Below are 12,888 nucleotides of genomic sequence, written 5' to 3' on the forward strand. Positions count from 1 at the left end.
CGGCCCGCCGCCGGTCAATGGAATGCCGCCCACACCAGGTACGCATTCAACCCGACGATCACGACCGTCGCCGCGCCGGCGACGATCCGCAGCGGCATCCGCATCGCGTAAGCGCCCATCACGTCCGCCCGCGCCGACAGCATCAGCAGCGCGATCATCGGCATCGGCAGCACGAAACTCAGCACCACCTGGCTCGCGACCATCGCGCGCGTGACATCGCAGCCGAGCGCGACCACCGCGAACGCGGGCACGACAGTCACCGCGCGCCGCACCCAGACCGGCACGCGGCGGTGGATGAAACCCTGCATCACGACCTGCCCGGCCATCGTGCCGACCACCGAACTCGACACGCCCGAGGTCAGCAGCGCGACGAGAAACAGCGCGCCGGCCGCCGGCCCGAGCACCGGGATCAGCGTGTGATACGCGTCGCCGATGTCGGTCATGCCCGGCGCGCTCGCGTGAAACGCCGACGACGCCATCATCACCATCGCGAGATTCACGAACCCGGCCAGCCCGAGCGCGACGACCACCTCGCGATTCGAGAAGCGCACGAGCCGCCGCCGCTCCGTATCGTCGCGCGGCGCGGTGCGATCCTGCGTGAGACCCGAATGCAGATACAGCGTGTGCGGCATGATCGTCGCGCCGATGATCCCGACCGCGATCGTCAGCGCCGCGCGATCCGGAATCTGCGGGACGACCAGGTGAAACGCGGCCGCATGCCAGTCCTGCGGCGCGATCAGCAGTTCGCCGAGATAGCACGCGCCGATCACGCCGACCAGCGCCGCGATCGCGGCTTCCAGCGGCCGGAAGCCGCGCTTTTCGAGCGCGAGGATCGCGCAGGTCGCGAGCGCCGTTGCGATCATCCCCGCGAACAGCGACAGGTGGCACAACAGCCCGAATGCAAGCGCGCCGCCGAGGAATTCGGCGAGATCGGTCGCCATCGCGGCGATCTCGGACGCGACCCACATGCCCCATACGACCGGCGCGGGAAACCGGTCGCGGCACAGCTCCGCAAGATTGCGGCCGGTCACGATGCCGAGCTTCGCCGACATCGCCTGGAACAGCATCGCGATCGCGTTCGCGGCCAGTACGACCCACAGCAGCCGGTAGCCGAACGCGGCACCGGCCTGGATGTTGGTCGCGAAGTTGCCGGGGTCCATATAACCGATCGACGCAATCACGGCCGGGCCGACGAACGGCAGCAGTGCGGCGACGCCCGTGCGGCGCCCTTCCAGCGCGGCACGCGCCGCGCCGTCGGTGTGGCCGGTTTGGTCGTTGTGCCCGGTAGGCAGGCCCGGCAGCGCGAAGCCGCCGGCAGGTTTGTTCGTGACGGGAATCATGGTGGTGTTCCGTTCGAATGAGGAAGGATTCCTGAATGTCAGGCGCCACGGCCGGCATGTCGGCTGCCGGCCGCGGCGCCCGCGGCGGCGTTACAGCGGCACGACGTCGGGACGGTTGCGCGGAAACTGTGCGATCACGTCCGGCGCGACGTTCAGGTGCGCTTCGACGAGCTTCGGCGGCGTATGCGCGAGCCAGTCGGACAGCGACACTTCCGCATAGCGGTCGGTCTTGAAGATCTCGAGGAACACCAGATCGGTGTTGCCGGTGTTCTGCACGTAGTGCCCGAGGCTTTTCTTCACGTAGCCGACGTCGCCCGCGCGGAAATCGGCCGTCTGCGCCTTCGGCCCCGTGTCGAACACGGTCATCCTTGCCTCGCCCTGCAGGTAGTACTGCCATTCATCGGCGTTCGGGTGCCAGTGGAGTTCCCGCATGCCGCCCGGATGCACGGTGACGAGCGCCGCCGCGACGGTCGTCGACACGTTGAAGTTCGTGCTGTCCGCGATCCGCACTTCACCGCCGCGGGTCTTCCTGACCGGCTTCATGTCGCCGAGCGGGAAGATGAACGGATGCGGCGGCGCCCCTGCCGCCGACGCCGACGCGCGCTGGGCTTCCGCGAGCGGGCCCGGTTCGTCGCCCTGGAAGATCCACAGGTTGTCGAGCGGGATGTTCCGGAATGCGTCGGCCGGCACGCCGAAGTTGAGTGCGAGCACGTCGGGCGGCGTGTGCGCGACCCAGTCGGTCAGCAGCAGCGTGTTGAATTCGGACGCGCGGCCGTTATCGAACGCGAGCAGGAATTCGGCGCCGTCGGTGCCGAGGCCCTGCAGCGAATGCGGCAGGCCGGGCGGGAAATACCAGAGATCGCCGGTTTTCACGTCCTGCACCGATGGCCGCCCGAGTTCGTCGAGCACCGTGATCCGGCACCGGCCGTCGAGCATGATGGCCCACTCGGCCTGCTGGTGCCAGTGCATCTCGCGAATGCCGCCGCGCGTCAGGCGCATGTTGACGCCGGAAATGGTTTCGGAAATCGCAAAATCGTCCTGGGTAACTTCACGCGCCCATCCGCCATTTTGAATTCTTTTATGCGCATTATTGAACGAGGCCCAGAATAACGGCATGCCGTTGACATCGGTGGCCGGCGGATCCTGAAAGGACGGAAACTGGTTGGCAATAGCCGGATTTTTGGGCCCCGGATCGGTCAGGCTCTGGCGGTTGCGCGCATTGACCGCGCCTTCCGGCGGACTGTCCGGATTGCCGAACGAGGCGGCCTTCGCCGAGACCGCAATACCGGCGGCGGCAATGGCGCCGGCCGTATTCGCCAGCATCCTGCGTCGAGAAAGATTCGTCATGACTTCTCCTTCATTCTTGCGATCAAGTGAATTCCCATTACGGAACACATGCCGTTTTTCGGATTATCGAAAATCGAACATCCCGTCACGCAAGTTAAATACAATTCGACGAATAAATTAAATGAATTATTAACCTGAATTAATGATTTAAGCTGATCGACTTTAATTTTGTAATTATTGCGGTGCAGCGGGATGGCGGGACGGGAACGGATTTCGGTGAATGAGGGGAGACGATTGCGCCCGGTCGTGACGACCCTGCATGGCGACAACACGCGATCGGGAAACGACGCGGGCGACTCGAATCACCGATCGTTTCGAGCGGGCCCGTGCGGATGCGGATACGCCGGATCCCGGCGACCTGCGCCGCGACCGGAAGCGGTTCACTCTCGCGGCATCGCGTCGAGCCGTTGCGCGGCAAACCTCAAGCCGCCCAGAATCCGTTCCGCGACCCGTGCCGGAAAACCGGGCGGCAACGCCGCAGCGACCGATTCGATCACATGCGGCGTCATCGCGACGAGCCGTTCGACGATCGGCGTCGCGATATCGCCGAGCAGGCAGTGCTCGGCCATCGCGCTGAAGTGCCGTCGCGTGATGTCGCGCATCGCATAGTGCTTGCGCTTGCCGTGCACGGCCATCGCGAGCTTCGCCTTGTGCCACGACCACTGGTTCGCGCCGTCGCCTTCGACCGGCCAGATCGACATCACGTCGTAAAGCGGCGTCAGCCGGAAACGGCCACCCGCCAGCAGGCGCAGGCTGAAGTTCTTCGCATGCCCGTCCGGTGCGGCAAGCATCCAGAACACGATCAGGGCGGCGAACAACGTGTCGAGATCTTCCCGCGACGTTTCGGAGCGGCGCAGGAGGCCTGCGAGATCGGGCACACCGGGGCCGCCGTGCGACTCGTACTTCAGATGAGGCGGCACGCCGAGCGCCTGGCAGAAGTCCTCCTGCGGCAAGCGCAACAGCCACCCGCCATCGCGATGCAACGCACGATCGAAGCGTGCGACGGACAGCACCTTGTGCGCGCCGAAACGCACGATTTCCGCCTGCGCGACCGACAGGCCGTACGCGCGCAGGATCGCGAGGCACAGCCACTCGTTCTCGACGGAGGCCGTCAGATCGGCCCGCTTGTTGCCGACCAGCCCGAGCGGCAATTTCAGAATATGCGTGGTCGGCGTCGCGCCGTGCGGGCGCATCCAGCGCCCGTCATGAAACAGCAGTGCGGTCTTTTCCTGCGCGCCGGCCAGCGACAGCCGGAAATCGTCGTCGTCCCCGCCTGCCGTCGCCACCCCGCTCGCCTGATCGAGCACGCGCGCCACGTCGTCGTCCGACAGCGGCGTACCGTCGATGCGATTCAGGCCGGTCGGCGCATCGTCCTCGCCGAGCAATTGCACCGCGCCGATGCAGTCGCGGCCGAGCGCGGCGAGCAGATCGAACGGCTCGGTCGTCGCCGTGCCGAACCGGGCGGCCAGGCGGCGCCGAATGGCATCGCTGTCCGGCAGCAGGTTGTCGAAGAAGTGATTCACGCGTTCGCCGCGCAGCGGTGCTTCGCCGACACCGAACGGCAGCGACAGCGACAACGGGCGGCCGACGGCCGATTGTTTCCAGTCGGCGTCGTACAGGAGTTCCATGTCGCCGCGCGCGGGAATCCGCCACGTGCCGACCCGCTGGCCGTTCGTCCAGATCGACAAGGCGCGCGTGTGCGTTCTGCGTCCCATCGCTTACCACTCGACGTCGGCTGCGTCGTGTCCGTCCTTCGTGCGGATGCTGAGTTCGAGACCATACAGCGCGGTCAGCTCGAGCAACTGGCTGAGCGACAGGCTTTCGGTACGCGTGGTTTCGAGCGACGACAAGCGCGACTGGCCCACGCCGATTCTCCCGGCCGCTTCCGCTTGCGTCAGGCCCTTTGCCTGACGCGCGGAAGACAGGATTTCGCCCAGTTGCGCGGACGTATTGACGATGAAGTTCACGGCATGGATCCCCGAAGACAATAAATGCAGTATATGCCTGACAGACATAAACGCAAATTATCTCTGTCAGGAATAAACGCAAAATATGCCTGACAGAGATAAAACCATACCCTTCCGGCGCGAACCGCCCCGCCGTCGAACGCACTTCCGACCCTATCACCTATCCTCACACCATAGTTTTTATCCGCTGGCGCGAATGATTTTGGCTTCGTTAGATGGATGACATTCGATCATCAGACGACAACGATCTAACAGCCGATGACCTGTGCGTTCGCCCGTACCGTCGAATCCCGCTACGCCGAGCTCACGCCGACCGCGAAGCGCATCGCGAGCTACATGCTCGCGAACCTCGACCGGCTCGGGCTCGAAACGGCCGACCAGATCGCCCGGCAGGCCGGCACGAGCGGCATCTCGGTCGGGCGCTTCCTGCGCAGCGTCGGCTACCGCAATCTCGACGACCTGAAACGCGAGCTGCGCGGCGGAGGCGATCGCCCGTGGATGATCACCGACCGGCTCGACGAATACCGCCGCGTCGCGGGTACGCAACCGGCCCACCGCAACAGCAATGCCAATGCCGCCAACAGCCCGCTCGCATCCTCGCTCGAGCGCGAGCTCGATGCGATCCGCCACGTGTACCGCCTCGCCGAAGGCCCGGTGTTCGCGCAGGTGGCCGACCGGATCGCGCATGCGGACGCGGTATTCATCCTCGGCATCCAGTCGACGCGCGGGATCAGCAACGCGTTCAGCAGCTACCTCGAGTACCTGCGCCCGCGCGTGTTCTATTCCGACGGCCAGTCGGGCTCGTACGTCGATTCGCTGAACTCCGAATTCGAGCGGCCGTACTGCATCGTCACCGACACCCGCGCGTATTCGCGCAGCGCGCGCCGCTATTGCCAGGCGGCCGCCGAGCGCGGGCAGCCGTTCGCGCTGGTCACCGATCTCTCGTGCCCGTGGGCGCGCGACTGGCCGGCCGACCTGCTGCAGGTGAAGACCGACGTCGGCCAGTTCTGGGATTCGCTCGCACCGCTCACCTGCCTGTTCAACCTGCTGATCACGGCCGTGGTCGACCGCCTCGGCCCCGCGATCGACCGGCGCGTCGCGCGCAACCGCGAACTGCAGCACACGTTCGACCAATTCGAATCCTGAGCGAGCCCGACCGAACCCGAACCGCCAATGAACGACCACCGCCTCGTCGAAATCACGCCCGCCACCCATCGCGTCGACATCGACCTCGTCTACGCGACCGACCGCAACCTGACCGGCAAGCCGATCTACCGCCGCGCGCACTGCCTGCTGCTGGCGCCGGCCGAGGCCGCGTTGCGCCGCGCGGTGAACGTCGCCGCGCAGGCCGGCTTCACGCTGCGCATCTACGATGCGTACCGGCCGCCGCAGGCGCAGCAGGTGCTGTGGGATTTCCTGCCCGACCCGAACTTCGTCGCCGATCTCGGCCGCGGCTCGAATCACAGCCGCGGCACCGCGCTCGACCTGACGCTCGTCGGCGCGGATGGCGAGCCGCTCGACATGGGCACCGGCTTCGACGAGATGGTCGCCGCATCCGGCCACTTCCACGCGGGGCTGCCCGAAGCCGTGCAGCGCAACCGCCTGCTGCTGCTCGGCGTGATGCACGCGGCCGGCTTCGCGCATATCGACAGCGAATGGTGGCACTACGAACTGCCCGGCTCGCACGCGTTGCCGCAGATCGACAATACGGCAAGCGGCCCGTGGCGCCTGATGTGATGGCCCGGCGCATGCCCCCCCGACGTTCACGTTCAACGACTTCAACGACACATGGAGCGCAGATGAAACCCCTGACATCCCGGCTCGTCGCGGCGCTGGCCGCCGCATCCGTTCTCGCCGCCGTTCCGCTGTCCGCCGCGCATGCGGAGACGCCGAAGGACATGTTCGTGATGGCCACGCTGCTCGACGAATTCACGACGCTGGACCCGGGCGAGGTCTACGAGCTGGTGCCGGAGGAATACGTCGCGAACACGTACGACCGGCTCGTGCGCGTCGACCTGCGCGACCCGTCGAAATTCAACGGCGACGTCGCGCAGTCGTGGACTGTGAGCACCGACGGGCTGACCTACACGTTCAAGCTGCGCCCCGGCCTCAAGTTCCACTCGGGCAACCCGCTGACGGCCGACGACGTCGCGTGGTCGATCCAGCGCGCGGTGCTGCTCGACAAGGGGCCTGCGGCCGTGCTGACCGGCATCGGGCTCACGAAGGCGAACGTCGTCGCCAACGTGAAGAAGCTCGACGACCTGACGGTGTCGGTCACGACCGACCAGAAGTACGCGCCGACCTTCGTCCTGAATGTGCTGGGCTCCTGGCCCGCCTCCGTGCTCGACAGCAAGCTGCTGCTGTCGCACCAGCAGGGCAGCGACTTCGGCAACGCGTGGCTGAAGACCAACGAGGCCGGCTCCGGCGCGTACAAGCTGGTCAAGTGGACCGCCGGCGACAGCGTCGTGCTGCAGCGCTTCGACGGCTACCGGCTGCCGCTCGCGATGAAGCGCATCGTGCTGCGCCACGTGCCCGAAGCCGCGAGCCAGCGCCTGCTGCTGGAGAACGGCGATGTCGATGCGGCACGCGACCTGAGCCCCGACGATCTGGCGTCCGTCGTGAAATCCGGCAAGGCGAAGGTGTCGGCATCGCCGCAGGCGACGCTGCTGTATCTCGGCCTGAACACGAAGAACGCGACGCTCGCGAAACCCGACGTGCAGGAAGCGCTGAAGTGGCTCGTCGACTATGCGGGCATCCAGGGCAACGTGGTGAAGACGACCTACAAGGTCCACCAGACGTTCCTGCCCGAGGGTTTCCTCGGCACGCTGAACGCGAACCCGTACCGGCTCGACGGCGCGAAGGCGAAGGCGCTGCTCGCGAAGGCCGGCGTGCCGAACGGCTTCTCGGTGACGATGGACGTGCGCAACGATTATCCGTACACCGAAATCGCGCAGGCCGTGCAGGCGAACTTCGCGCAGGCGGGCATCAAGGTGCAGCTGATCCCCGGCGACAACAAGCAGACGCTCGCGAAATACCGCGCGCGCCAGCACGACATCTACATCGGCGAATGGTCGGCCGACTACATCGATCCGCACAGCAACGCGCAGGGTTTTGCGTGGAACCCCGACAATTCCGACAAGTCGAGCTATAAAATGCTGGCCTGGCGCAACAGCTGGGACATTCCGCAACTGACGAAGGAAACCGACGCCGCGCTCGCCGAGCCGACCGCCGCGAAACGTGCGCAACGGTATCAGGCGATGCAGAAGGAGATGCTCGCGCGCTCGCCGTTCGTGATCATGTTCGAGAAAGTCGCGCAGGTCGCGACGCGGCCCGGCGTGAGCGGGCTCGAAGTCGGGCCGATCAACGATCTCGTGTCGTACCGCAACCTGAAGAAGCAATGAGATTCACCGCATGTCGACTCCCGCCTCCTCCCTCGAAGCCCTGCGCACGCTGCCCGCGCGGCGCCCGGCCGTGCGCTGGGCACTGCGCGTGCTGCGCTGGGCGCTCACGCTCGCCGTCACGTTCGCGGGGCTGCTCGCGCTGACGTTCGTGATCGGCCGCAAGGTGCCGATCGATCCCGTGCTCGCGATCCTCGGCGATCGCGCGTCGGCCGACGCGTATGCGGCCGAACGCATTGCGCTCGGGCTCGACAAGCCGCTCATCACGCAGTTCCTGATCTATGCGCGCGACGTGCTGCACGGCAATCTCGGCATGTCGCTGCTGACCGCGAACCCGGTGCTCGACGACATCAAGCGCGTGTTCCCGGCCACGCTCGAACTGGCGACGATCGCGACCTTGATCGGCATCGCGATCGGCGTGCCGCTCGGCGTCGCGGCCGCCGTGAAGCACAACCGTCCGATCGATCACATCGCACGCTTCGTCGGCCTGATCGGCAATTCGGTGCCGGTGTTCTGGCTCGGGCTGATGGGGCTGCTGCTGTTCTATGCGCGGCTGCACTGGGTCGGCGGCCCGGGCCGGCTCGATCCCGTGTACGACGGGATGGTCGACCCGCGCACCGGCAGCCTGCTGATCGACGCGGCGCTCGCCGGCGAGTGGGACGTGTTCCGCAACGCGGTGTCACACATCGCGCTGCCCGCCGCGATCCTCGGCTACTACTCGGTCGCGTATCTCAGCCGCATGACGCGCTCGTTCATGCTCGACCAGCTGAGCCAGGAATACATCGTCACCGCGCGCGCGAAAGGCTTGCCGGAGCGCCGCGTGATCTGGCGGCATGCGTTCGGCAACATCGCGGTGCCGCTGCTCACCGTGATCGCGCTCACGTACAGCAACCTGCTCGAAGGCTCGGTGCTGACCGAGATCGTGTTCGCGTGGCCGGGGCTCGGCTCGTACCTGACCGGCGCGCTGCTGAACGCCGACATGAACGCGGTGCTCGGCGCGACGCTCGTGATCGGCGCGATGTTCATCACCGTCAACCTGCTGACCGACGCGCTGTACCGCGTGTTCGATCCGCGCGCGCGCTGAGGCGCCGACACGACATGACCGCTTCCACCCTGCTTCTTTCATCGCCCATGCCGAAGGTCGTCCAACCATGAACGCCGAGCGTCTCACGCTGCGCGCGTGGCTGCTGTCCGACGCGCCCGCGTCGCGCTCGCAGGCCGCACTCGGCCTCGCGTATCGCCGCTGGCGCCGTTTCGCCGCCAACCCGCTCAACCTGTTCGGGCTCGCGATCCTCGTCGCGCTGATCGTCGTCGCGATCGTCGGCCCGCTGATCATGCCGCACGATCCGCTGCGCCAGGTGCTGTCCGACCGGCTGCTGCCGCCCGGCTCGCCGTCGCACTGGCTCGGCACCGACCAGCTCGGCCGCGACATCCTTTCGCGGCTGATCGCCGGTTCGCGCCTCACGCTCGGCATTGCGCTGCTCGTCGTCGTGATCGTCGTGCCAATCGGCCTCGCGATCGGCACGACGGCCGGCTATTGCGGCGGCTTCGTCGACAGCGTGCTGATGCGCATCACCGACATCGCGCTCGCGTTCCCGAAGATCGTGCTCGCGCTCGCATTCGCGGCCGCGCTCGGGCCCGGCGTGATCAACGCGGTCGTCGCGATCTCGATCACCGCATGGCCCGCGTATGCGCGGCTCGCGCGCGCGGAGACGATCCGCATCGCGCAGGCCGACTTCATCCACGCCGCCCGCCTGCAAGGCGCGTCGGGCCCGCGCATCCTGCTGCGCTACATCGTGCCGCTGTGCATGTCGTCGGTGATCGTGCGCGCGACGCTCGACATGGCCGGCATCATCCTGACCGTCGCGGGCCTCGGCTTCCTCGGCCTCGGCGCACAGCCGCCGAGCCCCGAGTGGGGCTTCATGGTCGCGTCGGGCCGCAACGTGCTGCTCGACGCATGGTGGGTCGCGACGCTGCCCGGCATCGCGATCCTGCTCGTGAGCCTCGCGTTCAACCTGCTCGGCGACGGGCTGCGCGACGTCTTCGATCCCCGCCATGGAGCGTGACATGCCGACGAATACCGCCACCGCGCCCGCGCCGCTCTGTGAGATCGACGGGCTGAAGATCGGCTTTCGCGGGCACGACGGCACCGTCACCGATGCCGTGCGCGACCTGTCGCTGACGCTCGCACCCGGCGAACGCCTCGGCATCGTCGGCGAATCGGGCTCCGGCAAATCGCTGACGGGCCGCGCGCTGCTCGGCCTGCTGCCCGACGCCGCGCGCTGGTCGGCGCGCACGATGCGCTTCGCGGGCCACGACCTGCTCGCGATGTCGCCGCGCGAACGCCGGCGGCTGTGCGGCAGCCAGATGGGCATGATCCTGCAGGACCCGAAATATTCGCTGAACCCGGTGATGACGGTCGCGAAGCAGATGGGCGAAGCGTTCCGGCTGCACGAGCCCGGGCTGCGCGGCCGCGCGCTGCGCGAGCGGATCGTCGAGGCGCTCGAGGCCGTGCAGATCCGCGACCCGGCGCGCGTGGCCGATGCGTATCCGCACGAGCTGTCGGGCGGCATGGGCCAGCGCGTGATGATCGCGATGATGGTGTCGACCGGCCCGCGCCTGCTGATCGCCGACGAACCGACCTCCGCGCTCGACGTCGCCGTGTCGATGCAGGTGCTCGCGGTGCTCGACGCGATGATCGCGCGCCATGGCACGGGCCTGATGTTCATCAGCCACGACCTGCCGCTCGTGATGTCGTTCTGCGATCGCGTCGCGGTGATGTACGCGGGCCGCGTGGTCGAAACCTGCGCCGCGCGCGACCTGCGCAACGCTTCCCATCCCTATACGCGCGGGCTGCTCGCGGCGAATCCGCCGCTCGCGAATCCGCCGGACGAACTGCCCGTGCTGCGGCGCGATCCGGCGTGGCTCGAACCCGCGCCGCATGCCGGCACGCCCGCCGATCGACAGGAGGCCGCACGATGATCGACGTCGATCACGCATCGATCCGTTTCCCGACCCGCACGGGTCACGTCGACGCCGTGCGCGACGCGAGCTTCGCGGTGCGCGACGGCGAGGTGTTCGGGCTCGTCGGCGAATCGGGTTCCGGCAAGTCGACGCTGCTGCGCGCGCTGACGGGCCTCGTGCCGCTCGCGGCCGGCAGCCTGTCGATCGACGGACGGCCGGTCGGCGGCACGCCCGACCGTGCATTTCGCCGCCACGTGCAGATGGTGTTCCAGGACCCTTACGCGTCGCTGCATCCCCGCTTCACGGTCGACCAGACGCTGCGCGAACCGCTGTCGATCCACGGCATGCGCGACACCGATGCGCGCATCGCACGCGCGCTGTCCGAGGTCGGGCTCGGCCCCACGTTCCGGTTTCGTTATCCGCACCAGTTGTCGGGCGGCCAGCGGCAGCGCGTGGCAATCGCGCGGGCGCTGATCGTCGAGCCGCGCGTGCTGCTGCTCGACGAGCCGACGTCCGCGCTCGACGTGTCGGTGCAGGCCGAGATCCTGAACCTGCTGCGCCGGCTGCATCGCGAACGCAACCTGACGATGATCCTCGTCAGCCACAACCTCGCGGTGATCGGCTTCCTGTGCCAGCGCGTCGCCGTGATGCAGCAGGGCGAGATCGTCGAGCAGTTGCGGATCGAGGACGTGCGGGCCGGACAAGTGGCGCGCGACTACACGCGCACGCTGCTGAATGCGACCGAAGGCTATCGCCGTCTCGAGCCGGCGCCTGACGCGCCGGCCGCGTGACATCCGCACGTCGCGCCGCCATGCGATACTCGGCGGGCCGCGCGCCGGCTTGCCGCCGCATGGAACCCTTGTGCACTGCACGGGTCAATTTACTTTCGTCAACAGCTCAACAGCAATAGGGAGGCGTTCATGCTGCAATTCATCGAAACCCTGGTCGTCGGGCTCATCGTCGGCCTCCTCGCCCGCGCGCTCAAGCCCGGCGACGACAAGATGGGTATCCTGATGACCGTCGTGCTCGGCGTCGTCGGCTCGCTGGTCGCCGGCTACGTCGGCCGTGCGGCCGGCTGGTATGCGCCGGGCCAGGGCGCGGGCTGGATCGCGTCGATCGTCGGCGCAATCGTGCTGCTCGTGATCGTCGGCGCGGTACGCAAGCGCATGAACTGAACCGCGCACCTTCGCCCCAACGCAAAACGCCGCTCGAGACGAGCGGCGTTTTTGCTTTCCGGGCGGCGCGAGGCCGTTGCCCGCACAACGGTCGCGGCGACCGTTCGCCGTTCGATCTTATCTCCCCCGGCTTTTCCCTGACTTGCGATTGCGCAGATTCGGCCTACATTGGTTCAAGCAATTCGCAATCGTTTGCCCATAGCCATTATTTCGATTTTTTCATTCAAGAGGTCCGATGGTTCTGCCGTTTACGCATACAGCATCGCGGCGTTGACGGACTGCCACCCGAGCGGCCCCGCTGCGACGCGCTTCCTCTCTGGAGCCTGTCATGAAGCATCGCCATATCGCCGCCTCGTTCGCCCTGGCTGCCTCGCTTCTGGCCACTTCCTCGTCCTTCGCTGCCGGCGCGTCCGGCATCATCCACTTCTCCGGCATGATCGTCGAGCCGCCCTGCTCGTTCGCGCTCGATACGGCCGATGTCGCCAACGGGCGCGTACGCGCCGACTGTCCACGCCCGGCAACCGGCCAGATCGCGTTCGTCGACGCGGCGAGCCAGCAGGCGATCAAGACCACGACCTTTACTCAGGCCTCGCGCGCAATCGTTTTACCGAACCGTCCCGGCAACAATCACGCACCGATGATCGCGGTCGTGACATACCAGTAAAGCCGTTCGCCGGCGCGACGCACGGCGGGTTCC

General features: G+C 67.1%; 13 protein-coding genes. 9 read left to right on the forward strand and 4 right to left on the reverse strand.

Annotated features, from left to right (window positions below; translation table 11 throughout):
* Positions 1 to 14: 14 nt before the first annotated feature.
* From FOZ70_RS18840 to FOZ70_RS18855, 4 genes are all read right to left on the reverse strand, one after another.
* Positions 15 to 1,340: an Nramp family divalent metal transporter gene (locus FOZ70_RS18840; protein ID WP_219706435.1), complete on the reverse strand. Its 1,326-nt coding sequence runs from the start codon at positions 1,338 to 1,340 to the stop codon at positions 15 to 17.
* A gap of 90 nt (positions 1,341 to 1,430) precedes the next feature.
* Positions 1,431 to 2,687: an oxalate decarboxylase family bicupin gene (locus FOZ70_RS18845; protein ID WP_219706436.1), complete on the reverse strand. Its 1,257-nt coding sequence runs from the start codon at positions 2,685 to 2,687 to the stop codon at positions 1,431 to 1,433.
* A gap of 380 nt (positions 2,688 to 3,067) precedes the next feature.
* Complete coding sequence (locus FOZ70_RS18850) at positions 3,068 to 4,402, reverse strand: type II toxin-antitoxin system HipA family toxin (RefSeq protein ID WP_059496887.1); 1,335 nt, start codon at positions 4,400 to 4,402, stop codon at positions 3,068 to 3,070.
* A 3-nt stretch (positions 4,403 to 4,405) separates the two neighbouring features.
* The gene (locus FOZ70_RS18855) at positions 4,406 to 4,654 is read right to left on the reverse strand and encodes a helix-turn-helix transcriptional regulator (RefSeq protein WP_021161351.1); all 249 of its coding nucleotides are present in this window, start codon (positions 4,652 to 4,654) and stop codon (positions 4,406 to 4,408) included.
* Positions 4,655 to 4,912: 258 nt separating this feature from the next.
* Here FOZ70_RS18855 and FOZ70_RS18860 point away from each other — a divergent pair, with 258 nt between their 5' ends.
* The 9 genes from FOZ70_RS18860 (at position 4,913) to FOZ70_RS18900 (ending at position 12,855) form a co-directional block, all read left to right on the forward strand.
* Positions 4,913 to 5,800 (forward strand): MurR/RpiR family transcriptional regulator, encoded by an 888-nt coding sequence (locus FOZ70_RS18860; RefSeq protein WP_219706438.1) that lies wholly within the window; start codon positions 4,913 to 4,915, stop codon positions 5,798 to 5,800.
* Between the two features lie 27 nt (positions 5,801 to 5,827).
* Positions 5,828 to 6,391, forward strand: a complete 564-nt coding sequence (ddpX, locus tag FOZ70_RS18865; RefSeq protein WP_219706440.1) for a D-alanyl-D-alanine dipeptidase — start codon at positions 5,828 to 5,830, stop codon at positions 6,389 to 6,391.
* Between the two features lie 62 nt (positions 6,392 to 6,453).
* On the forward strand, positions 6,454 to 8,055 hold the full coding sequence (locus tag FOZ70_RS18870) for an ABC transporter substrate-binding protein (protein ID WP_219706444.1): 1,602 nt from the start codon (positions 6,454 to 6,456) through the stop codon (positions 8,053 to 8,055).
* A 10-nt stretch (positions 8,056 to 8,065) separates the two neighbouring features.
* Positions 8,066 to 9,136, forward strand: coding sequence for an ABC transporter permease (locus FOZ70_RS18875; protein WP_219706446.1), 1,071 nt, complete (start codon positions 8,066 to 8,068; stop codon positions 9,134 to 9,136).
* Between the two features lie 67 nt (positions 9,137 to 9,203).
* Complete coding sequence (gene nikC, locus FOZ70_RS18880; RefSeq protein WP_021161354.1) at positions 9,204 to 10,118, forward strand: nickel transporter permease; 915 nt, start codon at positions 9,204 to 9,206, stop codon at positions 10,116 to 10,118.
* 1 nt (position 10,119) lies between these two features.
* A complete protein-coding gene (locus tag FOZ70_RS18885) occupies positions 10,120 to 11,034 on the forward strand; it encodes an ABC transporter ATP-binding protein (RefSeq protein ID WP_059622699.1) in 915 nt (304 codons plus the stop codon).
* On the forward strand, positions 11,031 to 11,807 hold the full coding sequence (locus FOZ70_RS18890) for an ABC transporter ATP-binding protein (protein ID WP_021161356.1): 777 nt from the start codon (positions 11,031 to 11,033) through the stop codon (positions 11,805 to 11,807). The genes FOZ70_RS18885 and FOZ70_RS18890 overlap by 4 nt, the downstream gene beginning before the upstream one ends.
* A gap of 129 nt (positions 11,808 to 11,936) precedes the next feature.
* Positions 11,937 to 12,191: a GlsB/YeaQ/YmgE family stress response membrane protein gene (locus FOZ70_RS18895; protein ID WP_021161357.1), complete on the forward strand. Its 255-nt coding sequence runs from the start codon at positions 11,937 to 11,939 to the stop codon at positions 12,189 to 12,191.
* A gap of 328 nt (positions 12,192 to 12,519) precedes the next feature.
* Positions 12,520 to 12,855, forward strand: a complete 336-nt coding sequence (locus tag FOZ70_RS18900) for a hypothetical protein (protein WP_048022501.1) — start codon at positions 12,520 to 12,522, stop codon at positions 12,853 to 12,855.
* The last annotated feature ends 33 nt before the right edge of the window (positions 12,856 to 12,888 follow it).

This window comes from Burkholderia sp. COPS (genome assembly GCF_019425585.1).
GTDB classification, from domain to species: Bacteria; Pseudomonadota; Gammaproteobacteria; order Burkholderiales; family Burkholderiaceae; genus Burkholderia; species Burkholderia cepacia.